Raw genomic sequence first — 26,751 nt, 5'->3', positions numbered from 1 at the left:
TACCCTCGTTTTTTTATTAAAACTATAAATTTAAGGCTTTACCACCACCAAAACCTGAATCGCTTCTGGTGTCACAGAAAGACCATCCAATAAACCCAATCCCTCTTGTTGGAACTTTTGTAAACGCTCAATTTCATCTTGACGAATACTTGGATTGAACTGTTTAAGATAGGTTAAACGTTCGATTTCATATTGCCATTTATTGCTGTAGTGTTCTTTGGCTTGTTGAGTCAGCTCTGGTAAAGATGTCTTGGCAATTTCCAAAGCTTGCGCATAGCGCTCTTCAATGACATCACGGCGCGCTTTCACCACTTGGCGACAGCTGTTGCCATCTAAATGATGTAAGTACGGACGTAAGATACTTGGATCAATTTTGGCAGATAAATCTTGACCATTTTCACTGAGCAATACGCGAATCAATTGCTTTGGCAAACTTGAAGGCAAGTTTAGTGCTTTCGGTGCTATCACTTCCACTTTAAACCAAACTTCAAGCAATACCGAACCTTGTTTCAAAGCATTGGATTTGAGCAATGCAACGTTGGTACTACCAAAGGATTGAGTACGGATCATTTCCATCATACTTTCGATAAATGGATGTTCCAGCGTCAAGTATTGTGCGTCTTCACGGATCTGTGCCTGATCACGATAGAAGGTTGCGGTCATACCTTCTTCGTCTAAAGTCAAACCTTGGACTTGCATCTGATCAGTTGGTTTAATGATCACGGTGCCATTGCTTTGCTCATCAAAATCAATATTGGTCGATGACATAAAACGTTTTACAAACATTGGCAATGTCGTATTGTCATCATAGTCTTCAAGTGCTTGTACAATGCCTTGTGCCACCACAGGGCGACATGAATTGTATTCTAACAAACGATCACGACCCGCTTGTAACTCAGCTTCTAGGGCTTGACGTTGAACATTGACTTCTTCAAGTAGATCTTCAAAGGTCTGACCTTGATCCGCCAACAAACAGTCTTTAAGCTCAATAATGAAGTTTTCTTGCAGTGTTTGTGCTGTCGGTGAAATACTGCTGAAAATATTGAGCGCTTCGTTGTACCAACGGAACATACGCTCTTGCGCAGTACCAATCAAATACGGCACATGAATTTGAATACGATTTTCTTGACCAATACGGTCTAAACGTCCGATACGCTGTTCAAGCACGTCAGGGTTTGAAGGCAAGTCAAATAAAACTAAATCACTGGCAAATTGGAAATTACGCCCTTCCGAACCAATTTCAGAACACAACAGAATTTGCGCACCATAACTGTCTTCAGCAAAATATGCCGCCGCTTGGTCACGTTCCAATAAGCTCATGCCTTCATGGAACATCGCCGTACGAATACCTGCGTGTAAACGTAAGACATTTTCGAGTGCTTCAACCACAGGTCCACTGCGTGCAATCAACAACACTTTCTTATGTTTTAAATCTTTGCGTAGCACTTCCATCAACCATGATACACGCGGATCACTTTCCATCCATGCGCCATCAAGTTGACCTTCTTCTGGCCACATCTGCTCACGCATTTTACCATCCATTGACCAACCTTCTGGCGCTGGCAATGGTGCTGGCTGACAATCACGTCCAGGGAAACCTTGAATCGCTTCACGGGTGTTGCGGAATAAAATACGACCTGTGCCATGACGGTCTAATAATTCATGAATAGCGCGCATACGCTGTTCAGGCTGATCGTCAATACGATGACCCAATAAGCTTTCCAGTGCCGCAAGGTGCTCTTCAGTCAATGCATCATCTGACATCAACACTTCCGCAATTTTTGCAGTGTGTTGATATTTTTCTTCTTCATCGAGGAAACGATCTAAGCTACTAAAACGTTGCGGATCGAGCAAACGTAAACGGGCAAAATGACTTTCTACGCCTAACTGCTCAGGTGTTGCTGTAAGCAATAATACACCCGCTGTTTGTTCTGCAAGCTCTTCGACCAGATCATAACGATCATTACCGCCCTCTTCTTCACTCCACATTAAATGATGTGCTTCATCAACCACGAGTAAATCGAAACCAGCTTCGATGGCTTGTTCACGTAAATCTTCATGGTCAACCATCAGATCTACGCTGGCAATAATGCATTGCTCAGTTAAAAATGGATTGAGATCAGGATCATGTTCTTTGATCGAAGCAGTACGGGTCAAATCAAATAAAGAGAATTGCAAATTGAAACGGCGACGCATTTCAATCATCCACTGATATTGCAATGAATCAGGCACTAAAATCAGGATACGTTCTGAACGCCCTGTTTTTAGTTGTTGATGCATAATTAAACCCGCTTCAATGGTTTTACCTAACCCCACTTCATCGGCCAATAAAACACGTGGTGCAAAACGCTTACCGACTTCATGCGCAATATAAAGCTGATGTGGAATCAGTCCCACACGCGCACCAAGGAAACCACGCAATGGGCTAGTATGCATTTGCGCTTGTAACAGCATAGATTCAATGCGGAGGTCGTACCATTCTTTGTAATCGACCTGACTAGCTAACAGACGTTCTAATGGTTTTGAAAGCTGGATTTGCGCGCCAATACGGGTTTCATTCAGAGATTTACGCTCTTGCTCGCCATTTTCTAAGCTGCGAATCACATCATAACGCAATACACCGTGACGATCTTCGATTGACTCAACAATCCATTTAACGCCTTCTTGGTCTTGAACTTCATCTTTGACATTAAAGATGATCCGAGACAAAGGTGCATTATTGCGTGCATAAACACGGGTCTCATCACTCTTTGGAAATAAAATGCTGATAGAACGTTCATCTACATCAATAAGAACACCTAAACCAAGTTCAGTTTCTGTATCTGATAACCAACGTTGACCAATAGCAAACTGCTGCAATTTATTCCACCTTTATCTCATGTTAGCCTACATATTGTATGCGTTAAACCGACGAAAGTTTAAGCTATTTTATGTAGTTTTAAGTTTGGTATTATGGTGTGATTGAACCACCTAATAACCCCAATATTTTGACATAAAGCAAACTCAAATGGCGTGCTCTACATCCTATTTAATCAAAAAATCTACTGCTAAAACGGCACAGGACAATCAAAAGTGAGTGTCGCACCTGTTTTAGGGTGAGCAAAGCTCAATTGCGTTGCATGTAAACATAAACGCGCATAAAGCTGTTGCTGTTGTGCTGTGGCATATAATGTATCGCCAAGAATAGGATGACCCAAATATTGCATATGTACGCGAAGCTGATGTGAACGCCCTGTAATTGGCGTCAGTTTAACACGTGTAACAGGTTGCCCTTGAGTTTCAAAATGCTCAATCGCTTGCCATTCGGTTAATGCAGGTTTGTGATATGAGGCATCGACGATATGAAGTGGTGGCCGAGTTGGATCATAAATCACAGGAATATCGACCGTGCCCTGACCATGTAAATGTCCAGCCACCAATGCTTGATAAATTTTTGAGGTTTGACGATCTTGAAATTGACGTGAAATGTTGCTTTGACCAAACTTAGATAAGCCAAACACTAAGATACCTGAAGTATCTCGATCTAAACGATGGATGAGCAACGTTTTTGCTTCTAATTCTAGTAAACGATTGATCAAACAATCTTGTAAATCAGCAGTTTTACCCGGTACTGTGAGTAAGCCTGCTGGTTTATGGATGACCATAAAATCTTCATCACGATGAATCAAATGTTCACTTAGAAAATCATTCAAGGTAGCTTTCCAACGACTGGATGAAAACAAGCGGGCAATCATAAAAAGCTTAGCGCTGAATTACAATGCATGACACGTATTTTTACTGATTTTTTTCGTGTTTCTCTCGATATTTCATCCAGAATCGAATTTAAACGATAATTTAGGCCTGTTGCTCTAAAAATTGTTGAATCGCATACTGGGCAATTTCTGCATCCTGAAAAGATTGCACCCCTGAAACACCAACAGCTCCGACAACCTGCCCTTGATAGACAATCGGCTCACCGCCTTCTAACATGCCTTTTGCTGCATTTACCGTTAAAAAGCCGATTTTGCCATCGCGAATCAGATCTTCTGATACTTTGGTTGCCCTACGACTGACCGCAGCAGAGTGGGCTTTTTCTTGGCAAATCTGTGTCGATAATACCGATGCACCATCCATACGCTTCATCATCAACAATGTTCCACTGTCATCGACAACGGCAACGCTGACATTAAAATCATGCTCGGTCGCATAATGCAATGCTGCATCAACCAGAATTTCCACATCCGCCGCAGTTAAATAATGTTTAGTTTTCATTATTACTCCATTCCTATGAGTTTTTTATCAAAAGCTTATTTAAAATATGATCCATAAAAGCGCCATCTAAAGCTTGCACAAGCCAAAATGTTAAGGCTTTGGGACAGCTAAAGATAAGCGCAAATATAGTTTACTATTCAAGCATTATTTTATCTTGCGGTACAGTAAAGATTATTTAACTTTGCTGTTCCTAGTTATGGTTTATCATACAAATAACTGGGAACTCAGTAAGATTGCATTCTGATTATTGATTATTTTAAATCGATTAAGGTCTATTTTTATTCCGATCAACCTAAAACTATTCCATTAAAAAAGCCCGAAAAAATCGGGCTTATGTAGGCATCACAGCGTTATTTCATTTCAGCAAAGGTTTCTTTTGCTGCCTGAATAGTATCGGCAATATCCTGATCAGAATGCATCGACGAAATAAATCCTGCTTCAAATGCAGATGGCGCAAGGTAAACACCACGCTTTAACATGCCATGGAAGAATTTCTTAAATGCTTCGACATCACACGCCAACATGGAATCAAAGCTGGTAATGTCCTCTTGATCGGTGAAATACAAACCGAACATACCACCGACTTGTTGGGTCTTAAATGGAATACCCGCTTCATCTGCCGCAGTCTGTAAACCAGCAAGCAATTTTGCTAACTGTGCTGCTAACTTGTCATAAAAATCTGGTTCACGAAGGTGTTTAAACATTGCAATACCCGCACGCATTGCTAATGGATTGCCCGACAATGTACCTGCTTGATAGACACCGCCTAAAGGTGCGATGCATTCCATGATTTCACGTTTACCGCCGAAAGCGCCGACTGGTAAGCCTGCACCAATAATTTTACCTAAGGTGGTCAAATCAGGTTTTACGTTATAAACCGACTGAGCGCCGCCTAAAGCAACACGGAAACCAGTCATCACTTCATCAATAATAAACACAGATTTGTATTCATCACAGACATCGCGAATCGCTTGTAAGAAGCCTTCAATTGGCGTAACTAAATTCATATTACCTGCAACAGGTTCAATGATTACCCCTGCGATCTCATGACCAAACTTCGCAAAGCATTCCTTCAAAGCTTCAATATTGTTATACGGTAAAGTTAAGGTATGTTTAGCGAAATCGGCTGGCACACCTTTCGATGTTGGTTCGCCTTCACCTAAAGTCAGTAAACCAGAACCTGCTTTAACTAATAATGAATCTGAATGACCGTGATAGCAGCCTTCAAATTTCACGATTTTGTCACGACCTGTATAGCCACGAGCCAAACGAATCGCGGTCATGGTTGCTTCTGTACCTGAACTGGTCATACGGACCATCTCAATTGAAGGCATGATATCGCAAATCGTGTCCGCTAAAGTGGTTTCGTGAACTGTTGGCGCACCAAAACTCAGACCATCTTCAGCCGCAGTTTGGACTGCTTGGATAATATCAGGATGCGCATGGCCTAAAATCATCGGTCCCCATGAACCAACATAATCGACATAACGCTTGCCATCTACATCCCACAAGTACGCACCTTTTGCCTTTTCAATAAAGACAGGCGTACCACCAACACCGTTAAATGCACGTACAGGCGAATTTACACCGCCCGGAATATGTTTATTTGCTTGTTTAAATAACTGTTCTTGCTTTGGAGATAAACTCATAAAAGACTCAACCTAAATCGAAAATGAGGAACGATTACAGTTCCACAAGGCGAATGAAAAAATTATGCAAATAACTTGGCCCATGCATCTACACGAGCAGGAATTTCGGCTGTTGATCGTCCTAATATATCACTAATCACCGCACAAAGGCTCGCCCCAGCATCAATCACCGCTTGAGAATTTTCGACGGTTAGACCACCAATTGCACAAATCGGTACATGATATTTTTGTTTGGCTTGTTGAATAACCTCTATGCCAACATTTCCTGCTTCAGGCTTGGTTGCCGTTGCATATACAGCACCAAAGGCAACATAGCTTGCCCCATCGGCGATTGCTTTGTCAGCCAGCTCTAATGAGTTGAGACAAGTACGCCCAATAATGACATCTTGCGCTAAACGTTGAGTCGCTTCGGTAATTTCACCATCTGACTGCCCAAGATGAACTCCTAAACCAAATTTTTCCGCCATTGCCAAATCATCATTAATCACAAATGGAACTTGGTATTTTTCACAAAGGCTTTTGATTTGTTCGACTTCGGTTGGTTGATCTAATTTCGCTACTTTTTTACGGCGATATTGCAAAATGGCAATATGCCCAGTCCCCAATGCTGCATTTAATTTTTCTAGTAATAATTGGAGAGGATCATCATTGGTAATGAGGTAAACACCGCGCATTAGAATTTCACTATAAGTAAATTCACATCAGATTATATTTTCTATTCGGAAATTTAAAGAGAGGTTGTGTGTTGTCACTTTTAAACGATGAAAATCAGAGCGAATAAAAAGCTGCCGAAGCAGCTTAGCGACGTATTATGTCGTTTTAACTCTGATTATTTTTTTAGCGATGATTCAACTTAGGAATCTATCTTATCAAATTGACGATCCACCAAACTCAAACGTCCACGTGCAACATCGGACAACATCCGCCAATCCGAAATAAAGCTAAAAAGCGGCTGTTTAAAACTTGCAGGTTTATTATGTTCAAAGAAGAAATGCCCAACCCATGCACAGGCATAACCCGACAATAAACCATAAGCCAAATATTTGGCTTTGCGCTGACGAATCGCTTTACTAAAGAAATATAAGCCAACTGAACTTCCCGCTACATGCAAACGGCGGCTGGCAATACTACGATGCTCGGTTAAATAAAAGCGATAAAACTCATTGTAATCTTTAATCGGTAAAGTGAATTCCACTGGCTGGGTCAATGTCGCTGGTGCATTCATTTTGATCGTCCTAATCCTATATAACGCTCATGACACGGTACTGTATTTTTTGTACAAAATAAAGTCATTGCATGACAACAAAGCGATACTCTATTGATATGCCACCTTACGAACTATAGCTCTCATTGCGAGATCGGCTTTTTTGGCGCAAGATAGTACAGTATGAAAAACAACGATCCACAAGTAAAATACACTCATTTTTAAATTCTTCATTCTAAAAGATCAGGAGTCACGGCATCATGGAAATAGAACTTAAATTTCAACTTCCTGCATCTAAGAAAAAAAGTGTTCTACTGGCATTAAATAAGCAAAAAGCGCAAAAAATTCGATTACAAGCAAAATACTATGATACCGCTGATCGCCTACTGGCAAAGAACCATGTTGCGATTCGTCTGCGTCAGGAAGGTGAACATTGGGTTCAAACCTTTAAGGCGGCAAGTAAAAATCATTTACAACGGATTGAAGAAGATATTCATTTGGGTCAATGTGAACAAGAACCCGAGCTGGATTTATCCCTGTATCAACATAACCAAACTGTTCAAGACATTTTACGCGAGCTGCTAGGCGATACACCTGCTGATTTACTTTTGCAGTTCCAAACCGATGTTGAGCGCACATTTCACGTTTTTGAATTCCAAGGTTCTCAGATTGAAGTCTGCCTCGATGATGGCGAAATTCGTACACCAACTAATCAAGCCAAAATCTGTGAGATCGAATTTGAGTTGAAACAGGGATCAGCTCGAGATCTGATTATTTTTTCTAATCATTTAGTGGAAAAATATCAACTGTGGTTAGACGTACGTAGTAAAGCCGAGCGTGGAAATTTACTGGCAATGGGTAAAAAAGTCTCCCCCGCAACCAAAGCCAAAACATTACAACTGCAGCCAGAGTTTTCGGCTGAACAAGCCCTCAAACTGATTATTGAAAATTGTTTAAATCAGATTCTACCCAATGCCGCTGCAATTGCTGATGGTGTTGCTGAAGCAGAACATATTCATCAAGCACGTGTCGGTTTACGTCGTTTACGTTCTGCATTCAAGCATTTTTCTCATTGGTCGACGCAGATCGATCCTACTTGGGAAAGTGAATTGGCTGACATTTTCAGGGCTTTAGGGCAATCGCGAGATAATGATGCCATTCAAGATTCAGTCATTCCGTTGATCAAAGAAGTTTGTGATTTTGATTTTCCATTCAACGCTCAAGCAGCGACAAATGTCACTAAGCTTTTGAGTAACACCAAAACCACGCAACTGTTTTTATCACTGTTAAGCTTTAGCTATAGTGAAAATGAATCAAAAACCAAACTCACAAAACAAGTGACCAAAAGTTTGACGAAGCTTTATCAAAAAATCTTAAAAGACGCATCTCAGTTTTCTGATCTTCCTATCGAACAGCAACATCGTACCCGTAAGCGCGTGAAGCAATTACGCTACTGCATCGACTTTGTATCAGGCTTATATCCTGAAAAGAAGGTTCAGCAATTCCTAGATAAGTTACAGCCGATTCAGGAGTATTTAGGTTTTTATAATGACTTGTTTGTGGCTGAGCAAATTTTTCAGCAGCATACAGCGAAGCAATCGCAATTTTTATTTGCTTTAGGTTGGGTCAAGGCACAACAACCGCATGTGATGAAAAAAGCAGATAAAAAGCTACAAGTCTTGTCTCATAAAGATATTTTCTGGGAGTAAAAGTTTCTTTTGCCTTCTATATTATTATCATAACGGAGTCGTACCGGACCCTCATTCAATCTCGGAATATGCCTTCGGCGACCTACTTTTCTTTCGAGAAAAGTAGGCAAAACCATTTGTCATCCACAAAACCTGTTCTCGGCTTTCATTAATCTAATTTCATTAACTCGTCCAAAACCACCTATCTTTTTAGTATCACGCAGGTTGTGGATGACGCTCCCGAGTAGCATATTCCCAAACAAGATTTTTATGCAGCTTAGATCATTCAACGATACTTCCCAAAAATCTTCCACGTGCCATTATCTGCAATCGGATCACTGTAGCTATCATTGCGTTGCTTGCGCGGCTTATCCCGTGCATCGACCAATTTAAAATGCGGCTCTACAGTTAAAATCATGCCATTCATATAAAAACGGGTTCGCGTATATTCACTCTGCCCATGCTGAAATACATAAGTCCGCAGATCAATAAATTCACGGTGTGCGACCAACGCTGCCGTGTCATCACTTTCAAGCCATTCTTGCATCGCAAAAATCTGGTCTGTATCAAACTGCCCACATTTTTCGACTAAAGCTGCCACGCCCCGAAACGTTTTTGATTCCTTCGCTCGGGTTTTATTAATCCGAATACGATCCACATGAAAGAAAAATAAAGGTAAATTTAAATGACTCGGTAAATGAATCGCGTCTACGATTTCATCCTGCATAAATGGCTGACAAAGCTGTTGCGCCCTTTCAATCAACGGTTGCCATTGACGATAATACTCGTCAACCTCTGCTTGTAATCCATAGTAAATCGGCAAGCCCTCCACCTGTTGTAAAAATTGTGGTGGATAGATATGTTGACGGAGTAAAGCAATATCTGTTTTTAGGCTTTGAATAGCGATTGCGTCTTGCATCATGATTATTCTAATTGCTTAGGCTATTTTAGATTAAGGCAACGGTTTTGTTTATGCAAGGCTTTGTCTATAATGGCTGATCTTGTTTTTGTTGGAAAAGACCATGTCTCAAAAAATTAATGCGACTGATGTAACAGAAGAAGAAGCTTTAAATGCGGTTTTTTTTGAGCGTGCGGACGAGTTTATCAAACTAGCCAATGATTTTTGCCGTCCACAAAAAGGCCAACAACCTAAGCCTGAAGAGTTACGTGCCCAAGTCAGTGCTGCCATGTTGTTTGGAACAGCCCGTTTTAATACGTGGGTCGCTGCCAATAACTTTAAAGATGGCAATGAGATGCGTGAAGCCAAAGAACAAGTGATGTCTTACTTGTTGCAACAGTTTCAGATGATGTTAGAAGATAATTTTGATGAATATTGTGAGCAGTTTGAAAACTATCTCCGTTTCCGTAAAAACGAAGATTTTCATACACATAAGCATGATGATAAATAATTAAGCGAACCTAAAAACGGTTTTATATTGAAAAAAGGCATTGAATCACTCAATGCCTTTTTCTATTTACTAAAATGCGGTGTGAACCAAATAACTGGTGTAGGCAATAAAACTAAATAACCAAACGCCCCCTTTGACACGCCCAATGCGTCCTTGACCTTTCCGACTCAGCGTAAACAGCAATAGACTCAGCGTAAGCGCCCCCATAACCACCATATCTCGATGGAGCACTTCCTGAGGCACGATGGTCGGATGAATGACACCTGCAAGCCCGACAACCGCTAAGGTGTTAAACATATTCGAACCGATGATATTGCCGATCGCAATATCAAGTTCACCCTTTCGAGCTGCCGCAATGGAAGACGCCAACTCAGGCAATGATGTACCGATCGCGACAACTGTTAAGCCAATCACCAACTCACTCACACCAAAGGCTTGGGCGATTTCAACAGCACCCCAGACCAGTAAACGAGAACTTATGACTAAAACAATCAAACCGAAGATGAGCTGAAGAATTGATGTTTTTAATGGGGTTTCATGCTTTTTTAACGCCACATCAAATTCATGACTCAATACATCGCTTTGATTGCGCATTCCATACCAGATGGTCCATCCCATATAGAGAAGCAACATAAACAGCATCAAAATGGCATCAACACGGCTCAGCACACCATCAAAAATTTGCAGGATACAAATCGCCGTTACCAGCAATAACAACGGTAATTCTTTACGAACTACAGCCGAATGCACCATGATCGGATGGATTAAAGCAGTAACTCCGAGAATGAGCGCAATATTGGCAATATTCGATCCGTAGGCATTTCCCAACGCAATACCTGGATTTCCATCGATCGCTGACATAATAGAGACTACAATCTCAGGAGCGGATGTACCAAAACCAACGATAACCATACCCACCAACAAAGGCGGCATACCTAAGTATCGAGCTGTGGCAGAAGCACCATCTACAAATTTATCGGCACTCAAAACCAGTAAAATTAGGCCGAGCAGTACAGCGAGTGCTGCCAAAATCATGCTGATCCCCTTTTGTTTGCCTGCACAAAATCCATCATAAACACCCTTCAATTTATTTTATGAGCTGATTAAAAAAGCATAGTCCAAACATGCATTTTTAAACATAAAAAGTGTTCAACAATGGCAGCACAGACTATTTTTCAATCACCTTGAAATGTAAACATACTAAATTAACGATTGTCCTGAGCTTGGCCATACTGGTCAGCCATGACTTCAACAAAATGCTCAAGTTTAATGTATTTTTTAATCACGGCATCCACATCATCTTTACTCAGTTGGGCAAACTCTTGATCTCGAACAGCTCGATCTAATAAAGTTTTATTGCGTTCCAATTGTCCCGTCAACATCCCATGAATACTGCGCTCATCTTCTAATGCCGTGACACGCTTTTTCATAATATCGGCCTTAGCTGCTTCAACCTCCTGTGCAGTCACACCTTTATTTAAAAGCTCATTCAACACTTTATGTACTGACTGCGACACTTGGTTTGAACGCCCAGCTGTATAATTTGCTGTAATACTTAACGTCCCATCATCAACGTCAGGGTCTAAACTCAAACCACTGCCAAAACCATATACCAAAGCATTCTTCTCACGTAACTCTTGTGCTAAACGTGATGAAAGTTGCGAGTTTCCTAAAATATGGCTCAGTACGATTAAGGCAGGCGCATCTTTGTGATATGAACCGACTGGCAGCGCTAAAACACTTTGATAGCTACCAAACTCACGCTGCTCGGATAAGGCATGAATTTTCTGTGCTTTATATTCCGTGTATTGTCCTGTCACTTTCTTAAACGGTTGCTTAGCCTTCCAAGAAGCAAAAGTTTTCTTTAAGGTCTTCTGCATCTTCTTCGGATCAAAATCACCTGTTATCGCGATCTGAGCGTAATTGGTCACAAAGAACTGATCATAAAACTGCTTGACCTGTGCTCGTGTCGCTTCATTTAGCTGTTTTTTGGCTAACTCAGGTTCAAAGTGATAACGCAAATCACCCGGTTGATAGATTTCCAAAACTTTAGATAAAGTCATGGACGCCACCACAGCAGGCTCAGTATATGGGCGATCCAACACCGACAAACTTTGATTTTTTGCTAAATCAAATTCAGATTGTGCAAACTTAGGTTGCTTTACGACATCCAGAATAAACCCTAAAAATTCTTCAAACTTATCTTTTTTCGCCTGAACAACCAGCGTCAAACCATTGCCATTTGAACTGACCGATGCGCCGCCACTGGCTGCAATGGCTTTATCCGTGATTTCTTGTAAGGTATGTTTCTCTGAACCACGCAACATCAAATAACTGGTCAAATCCAATGTGGTTGCTTGACCAAATAGAGATTTTTCATCACCAAAATCTAAACTGATCGTGGCATAAGTTTTATCATCACGAGTTGCAGTCGGGAACAAGGCATAGCGAATCCCGTTTTTTAATTGACCCCGTTGGATCTTTTGCTCATTTTTCTTTAATTGCTGAGCAGACTGCGTGACAAATTGTGCCACTTCTTGTTGATAGACTTTGGCATCTTTTAATGGCTCAGCCTTTTCAGCAATTTGGTCTAGAGTCTTTGGTTTCTCTTCAGCTTTAAGCGTCATCGCTTTTTTCTGATCTTCAGGCGTCGGTAAGATATCACCTAAAATACGATGCGATGGAACCAAAAAGTCTTTTAACGTTTGATTCATATCTTTCAATTTTAAGTCTTGAACCGCTTGTAAGTCCTTAAAATATTGATCCCACTGACCATGTGAAGAAACCGCATAATCACTTAAGCGTGAACCTAAAGCCACTGCATCATTGGCAATGCTTTCCGCCGTATTTTGAGAAATATTTTTGATCCGCTGTAATTCAGCCTCAGTGAAGGGTTGACTATTTTCAACGCCAATTTTTAATGCTTCATCCACTTTTTTGACATCATGATTCGGTGCATAAATTGCGCCCATGAATACCACATTAAAGTCTTGATCCAACCATGTGGTCGCTTGCACTGCGGTACTGATCCCAGTTTCAACCATATTTTTATATAAACTGCCACTTGGCTGCATGGTATATAAGGCTGGTGCAAGTGCTAAAGTCGGTTGCAACTTGGTATTTTTACCATTCATATAAATATGAAACTTCGCAAGATCACTGCCCTTTTGTACGGTGAACTGACGTTGGGAAATTTTGCTTGCATCTAACACGGGTACTTTTACAGGGGCTGGCACAGTGCGGGCTGGAATTGGGCTGAAGTATTGGTCAACTTTATTTAAAACTTCAGTTTTATCAAATTTGCCTGAAATCACCATCACGGCATTATTCGGTGCATACCATGTCCGATAAAATTGATTTAACTCATTCATGGTGATGGATTTTAATTCAGGTAGATCACCAATCGGCAAACGACCTAAATATTGATTTCCATAAGCGGCTTTTAACATTTGATCCATCAAAACAGCAAAGGGCTGATCCATACGAATCTCACGTTCACGTTTTACGATCTCAATTTCTGATGGAACAAACTTTTCTTGGAGTACCAGTTTATCCATACGCTCAGATTCGAGGTATAGAATCTCATTCAGGGCATTTTTTTCTGGACGGACAATATTAATATATTTAGTCGCGTAATAATCGGTGCTGGCATTGGTCATCAAAGTGAATTGATCTAAGCGACGTTGGAACTCATCGCCTTTTACATTTTGTGTGCCTTTAAATGCCAAATGTTCAAGTAGATGTGCTAGCCCGCCTTTACCTTTTGGATCATTCAGTGACCCTGTTAAATAAACCGTATTTACATAAACTTTATTTTCTTTATCGTTTGGCGCAAGAATAACTCTAAAACCGTTATCTAATTTATATTCTTCAATATTTTTTTCAGTTTTTACCAGTACTGTCTGAGACCAAGACGTCGCACTCAATCCAATTAAACAAAGCGAGAGAGTAAGCTGCTTAAACCGCATTAACATAGATTATCCAAGTATTTTTGGTGATTTAAATAAAAATGACAGCCTATACTAGTGAACGATAGTTGTTTTTAATAGTGATGTTTTGAAAAAAGCTGTTTACTTAAACAGCTTTTTTCTTTGCTTTTATTATGTTTCAGTTAATCAAAAGTTCTGCTTGCATATATAACCTTGCATAACCAGAAATCTCAATCCGATCTTCAGATTCAATCACACAATCCAGAATGCCACCACGTGCAGATGCTTGATAAGCAACAAGCTGCTTTTGATTCAGTTTCTCAGCCCAAAGTGGCACGATTCCAGTATGAATTGAACCTGTAACAGGATCTTCACCAATGCCCACTGCGGGGGCGAAATAACGTGATACACAATCAAACTGCCCCTCACCTCTCGCCGTAATCGCTACATCCGGTTGCGATGCAGTAATCGCAGTACGCACTTTGCCCAATTGTTTTAATTTTTCCAGATCAGGCTGTTCATCCAACACATCCTGTACCGTCTCGTACTCCACAATAAATGCTTGCGTGTTGCGATAAACCGCTTTAAATGGTTTAGTTAAACCATCACGTAATTCTTGGGGATATTCGGAGACCAATGCTGCTCTGCGAATCGGAAAATTCATTTTAATTTTGCCATCATCATCTTGATTGACTACAAAAATTCCGAGTTTACGCACATGAAATTGAATTGTTTTTGCAGCTGTATAATCCTTGAATAAAACAAAAGCACTGGCTAATGTGGCATGACCACAAAAATCCACTTCGTCTATAGGCGCAAACCAACGAATTTCATAGTTAGTATCATCTAACTTTTTCACAAAAGCCGTCTCAGATAAGTTATTTTCCATGGCGATATTCTGCATCAAATCGTCATCTAACCACGTATCTAAGACAATGACTGCCGCAGGATTACCCTTAAATAATGTTTGGGTAAAAGCATCAACTTGGTACATTTTCATCGTTGGAAACTCTCAATATTTTTCAGTTATTTTGAACCGAAGGTTTATAAATCATAGATACAGTTTTTTCTAAATTTGCGATACAAACCATATCTAAGAATTTTACGTGAAACTTAAACCAAATAGAGGAAAGCCTGCTTATTTCTTTTCAGTCACCCAAAGGGTAATGATTCCTTGAACGACGACAACGCCATCTGCCCTAGAAGCCTGCACTTTGACTTGCAAATCTCCCGTTTTCCAATCTTGTTCAACGATGGCTGTAAGTCGAATATCAGAATCAGCTTTCGCCAAATAATCAACCTGCATTCCTTTTGGCAACCACCTTAGATGAGCTGGCACAGAAGCTTCTGCCAAAACCCCCATGACATATTCCAATCCATTGCAAATCGCAATCACGTGAACTGTACCAATATGATTTTCGACAGTTTTGTTTTTTGACATACTTGCTTCACAATAATTGCGTTCAAGTTTACTAATAACTGGGTCAACCGTTTGAAAATAAGGTGCTTTTTGACTCACAATTTTTGAAAGTAAAGTTAATCCACCGGGAATATTCTTCAATCCATTGTAAGCGTTGAGTACATAATTGCCTTGAGGACGTATATTTTTTTTGAGTTTTTGAATTGCGGTATTAAATAGATTAGCCATTTTGAAATTGATTTAAATGAATTTCAAATAAGTTAACATATTGAAATCTATATCACGAACCTTCCCATAGCATTTGTCTGAACCTATAGGTCACACATTTTTTCATGTAAGTAATATAAAAAAAGAGCGGTCATCGCCGCTCTTTGAAGATCATTAAATAACTTTAATCGCCCATATGCGAAATAATCGCTTGACCAAATTCCGAACAACGCAACAAGGTTGCATTTGGCATTAAACGCTCAAAGTCATAGGTGACAGTTTTTGCTTCAATCGCACCAGAAACGCCTTTGATAATCAGATCCGCAGCTTCCGTCCAGCCCATATCACGTAGCATCATTTCCGCAGAAAGAATGATCGAACCGGGATTGACTTTATCTTGACCAGCATACTTCGGTGCTGTTCCATGTGTCGCTTCATACACTGCGATCGCACCGCCAATGTTGGCACCCGGTGCGATCCCAATACCACCGACTTCGGCAGCAAGTGCATCAGAGATATAGTCACCATTTAAGTTCAGGGTCGCAATCACTGAATAGTCGGCTGGACGCATTAAAATTTGTTGCAAGAACGCATCTGCAATCACATCTTTAATGATGATGTCTTTGCCTGTTTTAGGGTTTTTGATCTTGACCCAAGGCCCCCCATCAAGCAGTTCGCCACCAAAGCGTTCCATCGCAAGCTCATAGCCCCACTCTTTGAACGCGCCTTCGGTGTACTTCATAATGTTACCTTTGTGAACCAATGTCACCGAGGGTTTATCATTATCAATGGCAAATTGAATAGCTTTACGTACTAAACGCTGCGTGCCTTCTTTTGATACTGGTTTAATCCCGATACCACAGCCTTCTGAGAAACGGATTTTGGTCACACCCATTTCTTCTTTTAAGAATTTAATGACTTTCTTGGCTTCTTCAGAATCAGCTTTCCATTCAATCCCTGCATAGATATCTTCCGAGTTTTCACGGAAAATCACCATGTCGGTTAATTCAGGATGTTGCACTGGCGACGGTACACCTTCAAACCAACGCACTGGTCGTACGCACACGTATAAATCTAATTCTTGGCGCAAAGCCACGTTCAAAGAACGAATACCACCACCTACAGGGGTGGTTAAAGGTCCTTTAATTGATATAATGAATTCACGTAAAGCGTCAAAAGTTTCTTCTGGCATATATGTGCCGTAAATTTTGTCTGCTTTTTCACCGCAGTAGACTTCCATCCATTCAATCGAACGCTTACCGCAATAAGCTTTTTGAATCGCAGCATCTACTACTGCTTGCATTGCTGGTGTAATATCCACACCAATACCATCGCCTTCAATAAAAGGAATGATTGGATGATTTGGAACATTCAGTGACAGATCTGCATTCACTGTGATTTTGTCACCATCTGCAGGAACCACGATCTTCTGATAACCCATTGTATAGGCTCTCCCTCATGTTGCTGGCGAGTAAATATGTGCCTTCTCTGGCATACTTTAATTTTTTATTTGCGTAAAATAGTCTAATCCAATCTAGTTTGTTTTGAGATTTATATGAGAAATAACAACATTTCTCATATAAATAAAAGCATAAGTTTACCAACCCCCATAATCTAGAAGTAGTATTTATTTATGAGAATAGTGGTCTTCAATAAACCCTATGATGTGCTTTCACAGTTCCGAGAAGATACGGCACACTTAACGGTTTCAAATTTTATCAGCGATCCTGAGCTTCGTATTGCAGGTCGTTTAGATTTAGACTCTGAAGGTCTGATGTTTCTGACCGATCATGGGGGTTTAAATCAGTTCATTACCCACCCAAGCAATAAGAAGTATAAAACCTACCTTGCTCAAGTCGATGGTGATGTCACCGAAGAAGCCTTAGAGCAACTACGTCAAGGTATCGAACTTGCGGATGGTCTAACCTTACCTGCGAAAGCAAGTAAAGTTGATGAGCCAGATTGGTTATGGGAACGTACCCCACCAGTACGCTATCGTGCCAATATTCCAACAACTTGGATTGAGCTACAAATCTGTGAAGGGCGTAACCGCCAAGTACGCCGCATGACTGCTGCGGTTGGTTTTCCAACTTTACGTTTGATTCGTACTCAAATTGGCTCAATCAATTTGGTTAAACTTGGTTTAAAACCGGGTGAAAAAGTCGAAATCGAACCGTTGCTTTATTCTGACTTTAAGGATGTGCCAGCGGATAAACCGTATGAAGGCCGTTCTTTCGCGAAAAAATCGACCAATAAACCACATTTTTCTCGCTCAAAAGATAAAGCGCGTGAAGAAAAAGGCGAAGCACCGTTTAAGGGTAAGAAAAAAGCCAGTGGCGGTACCACACGTATTTGGCAAATGGATGAAAGTGAAAAACCACGTCGTAAGACCAATGGTACGACACGTCCAAACACCAAAGCGCCACGTGGACGACGACCACGTTAGTTTTCTCAGTTAAAAAAAGATGCGAAACGCATCTTTTTTTTGAGAAAGGATTCGCTCCCTCAATGTGACAAACAAAAAACCAGCGCATACACGCGCTGGTTTTTTTTTGCGAGTAAGACGAGCGATCTCATCTTAGCTCACATCAATAACATTAAACGGCTGCAAGAACTGCATTGAAAGTGGCACTTGGACGCATCACTTTACTGATTTTATCCAAATCAACTAAGTAGTAACCACCAATATCAGCAGGCTTACCTTGAACTTCAGCAAGTTCAGCACCAATTTTCTGCTCATTTTCAGCCAAGCTCTTCGCTAGTGGAGCGAATGTGGCTTTCAACTCAGCATCTTCGTCCTGTGCAGCAAGCGCTTCTGCCCAATATAACGATAGATAGAAATGGCTACCACGGTTGTCAAGCTCACCAGTACGACGCGACGGAGACTTGCCACTGTCCAGTAATCTATCTGTTGCTTGATCAAGTGTTTTAGCTAATAACTTGGCACGGGAATTGTCTTCTTTAATCCCCATTTCTTCCAATGACGCTGCTAAAGCAAGGAATTCACCAAGTGAGTCCCAACGTAAGTGGTTCTCTTCGACCAATTGCTGCACGTGTTTCGGTGCCGAACCGCCTGCGCCAGTTTCATACATACCGCCACCCGCCATTAACGGAACGATCGACAGCATTTTCGCAGAAGTACCCAACTCCATAATCGGGAACAAGTCAGTGAGGTAATCACGTAAAATGTTACCTGTCACTGAAATGGTATCTAAACCACGTGCTACACGCTCAAGTGTATAACGCATCGCACGGACTTGAGACATGATTTGAATATCAAGTCCATCTGTATCGTGCTCTTTTAGATACTCTTCGACTTTCTTGATCAATTCATTTTCATGCGGACGGTACGGGTCAAGCCAGAAGATTGCTGGCATGCCTGAATTACGTGCGCGTGTAACCGCAAGTTTCACCCAATCACGAATCGGCGCATCTTTCACCTGACACATACGCCAGATGTCGCCTTCCTCAACGTTTTGTGACATCAACACTTCGCCAGTTTCAAGATCAGTGATGTTGGCAACACCAGCTTCAGTAATCTCGAAAGTTTTGTCGTGCGAGCCGTATTCTTCTGCCTTTTGCGCCATTAAACCAACGTTTGGCACAGTCCCCATCGTTCTTGGATCAAAGTTACCGTTCCATTTACAGAAATTGATCATTTCTTGATAGATACGAGCAAATGTAGACTCTGGCATAACTGCTTTACAGTCATACTGTTTGCCATCGGCACCCCACATTTTACCGCCACCACGAATCATCGCAGGCATAGACGCATCGACAATGATGTCGTTTGGCGAATGGAAGTTGGTGATTCCTTTTGCTGAATCAACCATTGCCAGCGCAGGACGATGTTCCTGACAAGCATGTAAATCTTCAATGATTTCTTCACGTAGTGATGTTGGTAGTGTCTCGATCTTCTCGTAAAGTCCAGCCATACCATTATTGACGTTGATACCTAACTCGTCGAATAATTTGCCATGTTTCTCAAAGGCATCTTTATAGTAAATTTTGACGCAGTGACCGAATACGATTGGATGAGAAACTTTCATCATGGTCGCTTTAACGTGCAATGAGAATAAGATCCCCGCTTCACGACAATCTTCAAGTTCTTGCTCATAGAATTCGCATAGCGCTTTCTTGCTCATGAACATCGAATCAATGATCTCACCATCCTGCAATGCCACTTTTGGCTTGAGGACAATACTATTACCGCTCTTAGTAATCAGTTCCATTTTCACGTTACGAGCACGATCAAGTGTCATCGATTTTTCGCCGTGATAGAAATCACCATGTTCCATATGCGAAACGTGGGTTTGTGACCATTGTTTCCACTCGCTCATTGAATGCGGATGCTTCTTAGCATAATTCTTCACCGCAGTAGGCGCACGACGGTCAGAGTTACCTTCACGCAATACTGGGTTCACAGCAGAGCCGAGACACTTACCATAACGCGCCTTGATCGCATTTTCTTCCTCAGTTGTTGGATTTCCTGGATAGTCAGGAATTGCATAGCCCTTCGATTGTAGCTCTTTAATGCATGACACCAACTGAGAAACTGAAGCACTGATATTCGGAAGTTTGATAATATTCGTATCTGGATTCTGCGTGAGACGACCAAGCTCAGCAAGGTTGTTCGTCACCTTTTGCTCGTCGCTTAAGTAGTCTGAGAATTCTGAGAGCACGCGTGAGGCTACTGAGATATCACTTTTGACAATCTCGATGCCCGCTGGCTTAGTAAAGGTCTCAATGATCGGCAGCAGCGAGTAGGTCGCCAATAACGGCGCCTCGTCAGTCAGTGTGTAAATGATTGTTGACTTTCCACTAGCCATATATAGCCCCTTGTGTTGGATTGAGTTTTTTAGAGCCGAGCTTTTGGCCTAGCCCCTGCGAACCGGTTTACGTAAGTAAACTAGAGAATATCTGTTCTGCTCATATCTCAGTCAACGCAATATCCTGTAATAACGACATTTCGCTGAGAAATAACAGGCGCAAGTTTAAGACTCGCCCCATGCGAACCGGTTAGCTTAATTAAAACATGAGAGTATCAGTCCTCTGGGCATCCTAGTCAACGCAATATCTAGTGATAACGACATTTCGCTACGAAATACCTACTAAGGTCTATGATACAAACCCCTATTCCTTGGTCATTTACTGTACATCAACCTGTGACATCACAGTTTTTCCGACCTTGTATTTACACTTTTTTAAACTACTTTTTTTAACAAATGATTAAAATTGGAAACTTTTATAAATTTTTGGATCAATCAAATGATTAAAACTTTTATCGTACTTATCGGTATTGTTTTTACTTCTGTGTGTTATGCACAAAATCCTTTAAGTGTACATGTACTCAATTTAGAAAACGGTCTTCCTTCTGCCAACGTAAAAGTCACTCTGGAAACTCAAGAAAATAACAAATGGAAGGAAATAAGTTCTGGCGTAACCAATCAACAAGGTCGGATTAGTGAACTTTATCCCAAAAATACAGCATTAAAAAAAGGAGTTTATAAAGTAACTTTTAAGACAGGCGAATGGTTTAAAGACAATAATCAGAATTCATTTTTTCCAGAAGTACCCGTCATTTTTATGATCGATGGAAAACTTGAACACTATCATATTCCCCTTTTAATCAGTCCTTATGGTTATTCGACCTATCGTGGAAACTAATCATTTACAACCAATAAAACTAGATTGATCATCTTATTCGATCATCAATCTCCGCATTTGAATAAAAGAGAGGGTTGCCCCTCTCTCTTTATATCTTATACTTTCAACCAAGCATCTACTTTGCTTTGATCTTCAACTTTCAATTCAACCGTGGTGAGTGGATTTTCTCCGCCCTGAAGCTCAAATTGCAAGAGCTCATCTCGACGGAAAGCAAACACAGTAAATGAAGCTTGCTGCTTCGAATATTGGGCGAGCAATTTATCTGATGCTTTTAAACCATCAATGGCAATAATCACATCATTGGCAGATAATCCCGCCTGAGCCGCAGTACTGTCACGGCGAACCTGCTGTATCACTACGCCCTCAGCTTTATCTACCGTTTTCAAACCAAACGGAAGTGCTTTTTCATTTTTGATCGTATAATTTAAACCAAATTCTGGCAACAATTGGTCCAATGGCAGTTCGTCAGTGGTATTGATCAAATGATTAATTTGCTCAACCCAATCATCCCCCGTCAGTTCATGACACAACTCAAAAATTGTTCGATCATTGACCTGAATTCCCTGTTGCGTATTTTCATATAAACGACGCATCAAAGCATCGAGACTTGAACCTCTTAGACGCAAACCCATATCTAGGCAAAGCGCCACTAAGCTGCCTTTGTTATAGTAACTTGTGCCTGCGTTAATAGAGTTCTCATCCTGACGATAGAACTTAATCCAAGCATCAAAACTCGACTCAGAAACAGACTGAATAAAACGTCCAGGGTTTTGTAAATAACGATCAATTTGCGCTTTTAATAAATCTAAATACGATGCTTGTGAAATGACACCACTACGTAACAAAATCAGATCGTCATAATAAGATGTAAAGCCTTCAAATATCCAAAGTAAGCTGGTATAGCCCTCTTTGTGCAAATCATAATTGGCAAAGTTTTCTGGGCGAATAAATTTTACTAACCATGAATGGAAATATTCATGACTACATAAACCTAAGAAACGTTGATAATCCTTAGATGGCTCTTCTGCTTCATCTACTTTCGGTAGATCATCACGCGGGGTAATCAAACTTGTACTATTGCAATGTTCCAAACCACCATAACTATTGCCTGTCGCCATGGTCATAAAGCTATAGTTTTGAAATGGTGCTGAGCCAAACATATCGATTTCAGTACGACATATTTTTTCGATATCAGCTTGTAAACGTTGCAGATTGGCACTGTGTTTACCTGAAATCACAAACTCGTGAGGAATACCATTTGCTTCAAAACTAAAACGACTTTGATCAGCGAGTTCAAATGGGCTATCAATCAGCTGATCATAATTTTCAGCTTTTAAAGTAAAACGTCCTTTGACTAAACTTTTCGCAGGCAAACCTGTAGCAATCTGAAAATGCTTCAATTCATTTGGTAGGAACAGTTCCACTTCACATGGTGATTGTTCTTGATCCTGAAGTCCCAAACAAACACAGGCTGGATTGACATACACACGCGTTTGATCCACATAAGCACCACGCACCGATAAATCGTATGCATAGACATCATATTCAACCGTAATCAGTTCATGGTCAGTATTGAATAACCGCCAGCGATTTTTCTCGGTTTTCTTAATACTGAGTAAACGTCCTGCTTCATCCGATGCTTTAACCGACTCGATATGTTTTGAAAATTCACGAATCAGATAACTCCCTGGAATCCAAGTTGGCAACCAAAGTTCTTGATTTGGGTTGGCAAGAAAACGAAGCGTGACATGAATGAGGTGTTGGCGATAATCATCGAACTCAATTTGATAGTGCAGCATAGTTCAAAATAGCAAATAGAAAGATTTCTCACAGCTTATCATTTTTTTACAAAGTCTTGCGCAGTTGTCGAAATTGTCTGCAAAAGTTGCTGGATTCTATGGCAGAAAAGTCATAGCATGCTTTTCTTGCGTTCATGCCACTGGATCGGCTGTAAAAGGTATTTAAGTGAAATTTTATCTCTCCCTCTGTTTATTTCTTAGCATGCTTTTGGCTCAGCTAACACATGCAAATTTACTCAATATTATGCCCGAAACAGTCGAAGCTCAGGCGTGGTCGATCATCGATGTACAATCAGGACAAATTATTGCTGAACACAATAGTCATGTGCAGCGTGCGCCAGCATCGTTGACCAAAATGATGGTGGCTTATATTGCTTTAAAAGAAATCGAAGCAGGCAAATTACGTAAAGAAGATGTGCTTACCGCCACACCTATTGTCAATTCAGTGATGTGGGATGAGTCGCAAATGTATTTGAAAGCAGGCGAACAAATTTCGGTAGATCAATTGTTAGCAGGTCTGATCATCATGTCTGCCAATGATGCCGCCTTAACCTTGGCTGAAAAAATCTCAGGGAGCGTGCCGCAATTTTTGGTTCGCATGAATCAAGAAGCACAAGCTTTAGGAATGAAAGATACTCGTTTTAGTAATCCGTCAGGCATTACCATGACCGATCATTATTCGACTGCTGCCGATCTGAGTTTGTTAGCGCAAGCCATTGTCACCAAAACACCGGACTATTTGATTTATTCAAAAATGCCAAGTTTTAGCTACAATCAACGTTTCCATCATGCAACTAACCTTGCTCTCAAAATGGATCCGACCTCTGACGGCTTAAAAACGGGTTATACCAAAGCAGCGGGCTACAATTTAGCTTTAACAGCAGAGCGCCCTACTTCTAATTCACATGTAGATAGCCGACGTTTGATTGTGGTTGTTTTGGGCACGCCAAACGCCATAAAACGCGCTGAGGTAGCACACAAGTTAATGAACTTGGCTTATACCTATACGCGTGATGAGGAGGTCATTCCAAAGCATAGACTGATTGCTGAACTTCCAGTGATTAAATCAACTTTGAAAATGTTTAAAGTTGAAACACAACAGCCAACCATTGTGACTACGTCTTTATATGCTCAACCCGCACCGATTGATTTAAATACTTTTGATTTAGCCACTCAACGGATTCAGGTGCTTGATACAAATCAACAAATCACTCCAGTCGAGCCGCTACAAACGACCAATACGCATATCAATATTGAACTTAATCAACAACATTTAACTGCACCATTGACCCAAGCCATGAACCTCGCCACGGTTTCAATTTATCAAAATAATCAGTTACTTCGTAGTTTACAAATTGAAAATGATGTGCAAATTGAAGAAGCCAATCTTTTTCAAAGAATCATGACTTGGTTTTCCAACTTGTTCTCGTTTTTCTCAACAAATGATAATCAAGCTGCCAAACTTCATCCTTTAAATCAAGGATAGAAACTCGACTAATTTTATCAAGATTAACCATACACAAATAAAAAAAGGATGGCATAATCCCCCCATCCTTTCACAAAAATAATCAGGTTAATCATGAGCAAAACCTTACATCATATCGTGATTGTGGGCGGTGGCGCAGGTGGTTTAGAGCTTGCAACACAACTCGGTGAACGTTTTGGTCGACGTAACAAAGCTAAAATTACTTTAGTCGATCAGAACCTTACCCATATCTGGAAACCGCTCCTTCACGAAATCGCCGCTGGCTCAATCAACCCTCACGAAGAACAAACCAATTATTTTGCTCACGCAGAAAAGCATCACTTTGAATTTGTGCTTGGTACTTTAATTGATGTCAATAAAGATCAAAAACAAATTACCCTCGCTCCCCCTCAGCTTTCCAAAGAACATACCCCACAAATTCAAAGCTTAAGTTATGACACTTTGGTGCTGGCTGTAGGTTCAGTCTCCAATGATTTTGGTACTGAAGGTGTTCGTGAATATTGTCATTTCCTAGACAGTCGTCAACAAGCAGACATTTTTCAACAAGATTTATTCCACCTTTATATCGAAGCGCAAAATCAACCCAATGACCGCGCTTTGAATATTGGAATCGTTGGTGCAGGCGCGACTGGAGTTGAGTTGGCGGCAGAACTGATTGAAACCACCAAGAACTTTTATCGCTATGGATTAAAGAAAATTAATCCGAAGCAGGTCAAAATCACATTAATTGAAGCATCTGATCGCATTCTGCCTGCACTCAATGAGAAAACAGCAGCGCATAGCGCCAAGCAACTCAAGAAAATGGGCATCGAGGTTCTGACGGAGCACAAAGTACAAAAAGTAGATCAGTCTAATGTCTACTTTAGTAATGGGCATGTTTTGCATTCGGATATTACGGTATGGGCAGCTGGTGTGAAAGCACCTAAAGTTCTAGAGTCATTTACTGATTTTAAACGTGACAAAATTAACCGTTTAATGGTCTATGCGACCTTACAGACGTATTCTGATCCAAATGTGTTCGCATTTGGTGATTGTGCACATTGTCAGTTAGATGCGCGTCAACCACCTTTAGGACCACGTGCACAAGTGGCAAGCCAACAAGCAACATTCTTGGTCGATGCATTAGCAGCACGGTTATCAGGCTCGCCTCAACCAATGTTTATCTTTAATGACAAAGGATCACTGGTTTCTTTAAGCCGTAATCAAGCGGTTGGAGAATTGTTGGGTGATGTCAGTGTACAAGGTTTTATTGCCAAAACCATGTATGTTTCTTTGTATCGACTACACCAAGCCAATATTCATGGTTATACCCAGGCAGGGATGCTCACCATGAAAGATTTGCTCACGAGACGTGTCCGTCCAAAAATTAAACTATATTGAGTTGAAATTTTTAATTTCGTGCATATTTATAACGAAATCGTTTCAAAAAGTGGAAAATGGTCTACAAAAACGATTTTTCACTTTATGATATATACCTAAATTAATGACATGGATTAAAAACATGACTGCTATTGCAAATAACCACGTGGTTTCATTCCACTACACTTTAACAAACGCTGAGGGTGAAACACTTGATAAATCTCAAGGTGAACCACTTGCATATTTGCACGGCGCAGGCAATATCATTCCTGGTTTAGAAAATGCACTTACAGGTAAAACTGTTGGCGAAAAATTCACAGTAAACGTTCCAGCTGCGGAAGGTTACGGTGAATACAACCCTGACCTCGTGCAAGAAGTTCCAGCTCAAATGTTCCAAGGTGTGGACAACATCCAACCGGGTATGCAATTCCAAGCTCAAACTGATGACGGCGTACAGATCGTAACAGTTAAAGCGATTGAAGGTGATAACATTCTTGTTGATGCAAACTTCCCGCTTGCAGGTCAAGACCTTACTTTTGAAGTTGAAATCGTAGAAATCCGTGATGCTTCTCAAGAAGAATTAGATCACGGTCACGTACACGGTGCAGGTGGTCACCACCACTAATTCATTTATGAATTAGCACTACAAAAAGCAAAGCCTCGGCTTTGCTTTTTTTTCACAT

General features: G+C 40.8%; 21 protein-coding genes. 7 read left to right on the top strand and 14 right to left on the bottom strand.

The window, feature by feature from the left end:
• Positions 1–30 precede the first annotated feature (30 nt).
• The 6 genes from rapA to EXE30_RS07150 form a co-directional block, all read right to left on the bottom strand.
• Positions 31–2,859: an RNA polymerase-associated protein RapA gene (gene rapA / locus EXE30_RS07175; protein WP_130161810.1), complete on the bottom strand. Its 2,829-nt coding sequence runs from the start codon at positions 2,857–2,859 to the stop codon at positions 31–33.
• A 188-nt stretch (positions 2,860–3,047) separates the two neighbouring features.
• Entirely contained in the window at positions 3,048–3,692 is a 645-nt protein-coding gene (locus EXE30_RS07170) for an RluA family pseudouridine synthase (RefSeq protein ID WP_171457338.1), read from the bottom strand.
• A 142-nt stretch (positions 3,693–3,834) separates the two neighbouring features.
• The gene (locus tag EXE30_RS07165) at positions 3,835–4,251 is read right to left on the bottom strand and encodes a GlcG/HbpS family heme-binding protein (protein ID WP_130161808.1); all 417 of its coding nucleotides are present in this window, start codon (positions 4,249–4,251) and stop codon (positions 3,835–3,837) included.
• A 350-nt stretch (positions 4,252–4,601) separates the two neighbouring features.
• Positions 4,602–5,900: a glutamate-1-semialdehyde 2,1-aminomutase gene (hemL, locus tag EXE30_RS07160; RefSeq protein WP_130161807.1), complete on the bottom strand. Its 1,299-nt coding sequence runs from the start codon at positions 5,898–5,900 to the stop codon at positions 4,602–4,604.
• 62 nt (positions 5,901–5,962) lie between these two features.
• A complete protein-coding gene (gene thiE, locus EXE30_RS07155; RefSeq protein WP_005197801.1) occupies positions 5,963–6,574 on the bottom strand; it encodes a thiamine phosphate synthase in 612 nt (203 codons plus the stop codon).
• A gap of 179 nt (positions 6,575–6,753) precedes the next feature.
• Complete coding sequence (locus EXE30_RS07150) at positions 6,754–7,125, bottom strand: DUF962 domain-containing protein (protein WP_121929528.1); 372 nt, start codon at positions 7,123–7,125, stop codon at positions 6,754–6,756.
• Positions 7,126–7,364: 239 nt separating this feature from the next.
• Here EXE30_RS07150 and EXE30_RS07145 point away from each other — a divergent pair, with 239 nt between their 5' ends.
• Positions 7,365–8,813, top strand: coding sequence for a CYTH and CHAD domain-containing protein (locus EXE30_RS07145; protein WP_130161806.1), 1,449 nt, complete (start codon positions 7,365–7,367; stop codon positions 8,811–8,813).
• Positions 8,814–9,078: 265 nt separating this feature from the next.
• On the opposite strand, the gene EXE30_RS07140 is transcribed toward EXE30_RS07145, so the two are convergent.
• Complete coding sequence (locus EXE30_RS07140) at positions 9,079–9,711, bottom strand: hypothetical protein (protein ID WP_130161834.1); 633 nt, start codon at positions 9,709–9,711, stop codon at positions 9,079–9,081.
• 103 nt (positions 9,712–9,814) lie between these two features.
• Here EXE30_RS07140 and EXE30_RS07135 point away from each other — a divergent pair, with 103 nt between their 5' ends.
• Complete coding sequence (locus EXE30_RS07135) at positions 9,815–10,201, top strand: DUF3144 domain-containing protein (protein ID WP_121929526.1); 387 nt, start codon at positions 9,815–9,817, stop codon at positions 10,199–10,201.
• A gap of 69 nt (positions 10,202–10,270) precedes the next feature.
• Here the strand turns inward: EXE30_RS07135 and EXE30_RS07130 are convergent, their stop codons facing one another.
• The 5 genes from EXE30_RS07130 to icd form a co-directional block, all read right to left on the bottom strand.
• On the bottom strand, positions 10,271–11,236 hold the full coding sequence (locus EXE30_RS07130) for a calcium/sodium antiporter (RefSeq protein ID WP_130161805.1): 966 nt from the start codon (positions 11,234–11,236) through the stop codon (positions 10,271–10,273).
• Between the two features lie 170 nt (positions 11,237–11,406).
• On the bottom strand, positions 11,407–14,175 hold the full coding sequence (locus EXE30_RS07125) for a M16 family metallopeptidase (RefSeq protein WP_130161804.1): 2,769 nt from the start codon (positions 14,173–14,175) through the stop codon (positions 11,407–11,409).
• Between the two features lie 133 nt (positions 14,176–14,308).
• Positions 14,309–15,130 carry a PhzF family phenazine biosynthesis protein gene (locus EXE30_RS07120; RefSeq protein ID WP_130161803.1) on the bottom strand — a complete coding sequence of 274 codons (822 nt, stop codon included), beginning with the start codon at positions 15,128–15,130 and terminating at the stop codon, positions 14,309–14,311.
• 138 nt (positions 15,131–15,268) lie between these two features.
• Positions 15,269–15,778: a hotdog fold domain-containing protein gene (locus EXE30_RS07115; RefSeq protein ID WP_130161802.1), complete on the bottom strand. Its 510-nt coding sequence runs from the start codon at positions 15,776–15,778 to the stop codon at positions 15,269–15,271.
• A 163-nt stretch (positions 15,779–15,941) separates the two neighbouring features.
• Positions 15,942–17,198, bottom strand: a complete 1,257-nt coding sequence (gene icd, locus EXE30_RS07110; RefSeq protein WP_004670417.1) for an NADP-dependent isocitrate dehydrogenase — start codon at positions 17,196–17,198, stop codon at positions 15,942–15,944.
• Between the two features lie 192 nt (positions 17,199–17,390).
• On the opposite strand from icd, the gene EXE30_RS07105 reads away from it, so the two are divergent.
• Positions 17,391–18,203 (top strand): rRNA large subunit pseudouridine synthase E, encoded by an 813-nt coding sequence (locus EXE30_RS07105; protein ID WP_121929522.1) that lies wholly within the window; start codon positions 17,391–17,393, stop codon positions 18,201–18,203.
• Between the two features lie 151 nt (positions 18,204–18,354).
• Here the strand turns inward: EXE30_RS07105 and EXE30_RS07100 are convergent, their stop codons facing one another.
• Positions 18,355–20,586 carry an NADP-dependent isocitrate dehydrogenase gene (locus EXE30_RS07100; protein ID WP_130161801.1) on the bottom strand — a complete coding sequence of 744 codons (2,232 nt, stop codon included), beginning with the start codon at positions 20,584–20,586 and terminating at the stop codon, positions 18,355–18,357.
• Between the two features lie 439 nt (positions 20,587–21,025).
• On the opposite strand from EXE30_RS07100, the gene uraH reads away from it, so the two are divergent.
• Positions 21,026–21,424 carry a hydroxyisourate hydrolase gene (gene uraH, locus EXE30_RS07095; RefSeq protein ID WP_130161800.1) on the top strand — a complete coding sequence of 133 codons (399 nt, stop codon included), beginning with the start codon at positions 21,026–21,028 and terminating at the stop codon, positions 21,422–21,424.
• Positions 21,425–21,519: 95 nt separating this feature from the next.
• On the opposite strand, the gene EXE30_RS07090 is transcribed toward uraH, so the two are convergent.
• Positions 21,520–23,223, bottom strand: a complete 1,704-nt coding sequence (locus EXE30_RS07090) for a M61 family metallopeptidase (protein WP_130161799.1) — start codon at positions 23,221–23,223, stop codon at positions 21,520–21,522.
• A gap of 166 nt (positions 23,224–23,389) precedes the next feature.
• Here EXE30_RS07090 and EXE30_RS07085 point away from each other — a divergent pair, with 166 nt between their 5' ends.
• The 3 genes from EXE30_RS07085 (at position 23,390) to EXE30_RS07075 (ending at position 26,693) form a co-directional block, all read left to right on the top strand.
• Positions 23,390–24,709 (top strand): D-alanyl-D-alanine carboxypeptidase PBP6B, encoded by a 1,320-nt coding sequence (locus tag EXE30_RS07085; protein WP_130161798.1) that lies wholly within the window; start codon positions 23,390–23,392, stop codon positions 24,707–24,709.
• Between the two features lie 93 nt (positions 24,710–24,802).
• Positions 24,803–26,089 (top strand): NAD(P)/FAD-dependent oxidoreductase, encoded by a 1,287-nt coding sequence (locus EXE30_RS07080; RefSeq protein WP_130161797.1) that lies wholly within the window; start codon positions 24,803–24,805, stop codon positions 26,087–26,089.
• A 121-nt stretch (positions 26,090–26,210) separates the two neighbouring features.
• A complete protein-coding gene (locus tag EXE30_RS07075) occupies positions 26,211–26,693 on the top strand; it encodes an FKBP-type peptidyl-prolyl cis-trans isomerase (protein WP_005197827.1) in 483 nt (160 codons plus the stop codon).
• Positions 26,694–26,751 lie beyond the last annotated feature (58 nt).

The sequence above is a fragment of the Acinetobacter halotolerans genome, assembly GCF_004208515.1.
Taxonomy (GTDB): Bacteria; Pseudomonadota; Gammaproteobacteria; order Pseudomonadales; family Moraxellaceae; genus Acinetobacter; species Acinetobacter halotolerans.
The sequence above is the reverse complement of the archived record's forward strand: the minus strand, read 5'-3'. Positions and strand labels throughout refer to the sequence as shown.

Bases quoted from the DNA above. Each gene is read 5' to 3' on its own strand.
- EXE30_RS07165 (WP_130161808.1), bottom strand. From the start codon at position 4,251: ATGAAAACTAAACATTATTTAACTGCGGCGGATGTGGAAATTCTGGTT.
- hemL (WP_130161807.1), bottom strand. From the start codon at position 5,900: ATGAGTTTATCTCCAAAGCAAGAACAGTTATTTAAACAAGCAAATAAA.
- thiE (WP_005197801.1), bottom strand. From the start codon at position 6,574: ATGCGCGGTGTTTACCTCATTACCAATGATGATCCTCTCCAATTATTA.
- EXE30_RS07150 (WP_121929528.1), bottom strand. From the start codon at position 7,125: ATGAATGCACCAGCGACATTGACCCAGCCAGTGGAATTCACTTTACCG.
- EXE30_RS07145 (WP_130161806.1), top strand. From the start codon at position 7,365: ATGGAAATAGAACTTAAATTTCAACTTCCTGCATCTAAGAAAAAAAGT.
- EXE30_RS07140 (WP_130161834.1), bottom strand. From the start codon at position 9,711: ATGCAAGACGCAATCGCTATTCAAAGCCTAAAAACAGATATTGCTTTA.
- EXE30_RS07135 (WP_121929526.1), top strand. From the start codon at position 9,815: ATGTCTCAAAAAATTAATGCGACTGATGTAACAGAAGAAGAAGCTTTA.
- EXE30_RS07130 (WP_130161805.1), bottom strand. From the start codon at position 11,236: ATGATTTTGGCAGCACTCGCTGTACTGCTCGGCCTAATTTTACTGGTT.
- EXE30_RS07125 (WP_130161804.1), bottom strand. From the start codon at position 14,175: ATGTTAATGCGGTTTAAGCAGCTTACTCTCTCGCTTTGTTTAATTGGA.
- EXE30_RS07120 (WP_130161803.1), bottom strand. From the start codon at position 15,130: ATGAAAATGTACCAAGTTGATGCTTTTACCCAAACATTATTTAAGGGT.
- EXE30_RS07115 (WP_130161802.1), bottom strand. From the start codon at position 15,778: ATGGCTAATCTATTTAATACCGCAATTCAAAAACTCAAAAAAAATATA.
- icd (WP_004670417.1), bottom strand. From the start codon at position 17,198: ATGGGTTATCAGAAGATCGTGGTTCCTGCAGATGGTGACAAAATCACA.
- EXE30_RS07105 (WP_121929522.1), top strand. From the start codon at position 17,391: ATGAGAATAGTGGTCTTCAATAAACCCTATGATGTGCTTTCACAGTTC.
- EXE30_RS07100 (WP_130161801.1), bottom strand. From the start codon at position 20,586: ATGGCTAGTGGAAAGTCAACAATCATTTACACACTGACTGACGAGGCG.
- uraH (WP_130161800.1), top strand. From the start codon at position 21,026: ATGATTAAAACTTTTATCGTACTTATCGGTATTGTTTTTACTTCTGTG.
- EXE30_RS07090 (WP_130161799.1), bottom strand. From the start codon at position 23,223: ATGCTGCACTATCAAATTGAGTTCGATGATTATCGCCAACACCTCATT.
- EXE30_RS07080 (WP_130161797.1), top strand. From the start codon at position 24,803: ATGAGCAAAACCTTACATCATATCGTGATTGTGGGCGGTGGCGCAGGT.
- EXE30_RS07075 (WP_005197827.1), top strand. From the start codon at position 26,211: ATGACTGCTATTGCAAATAACCACGTGGTTTCATTCCACTACACTTTA.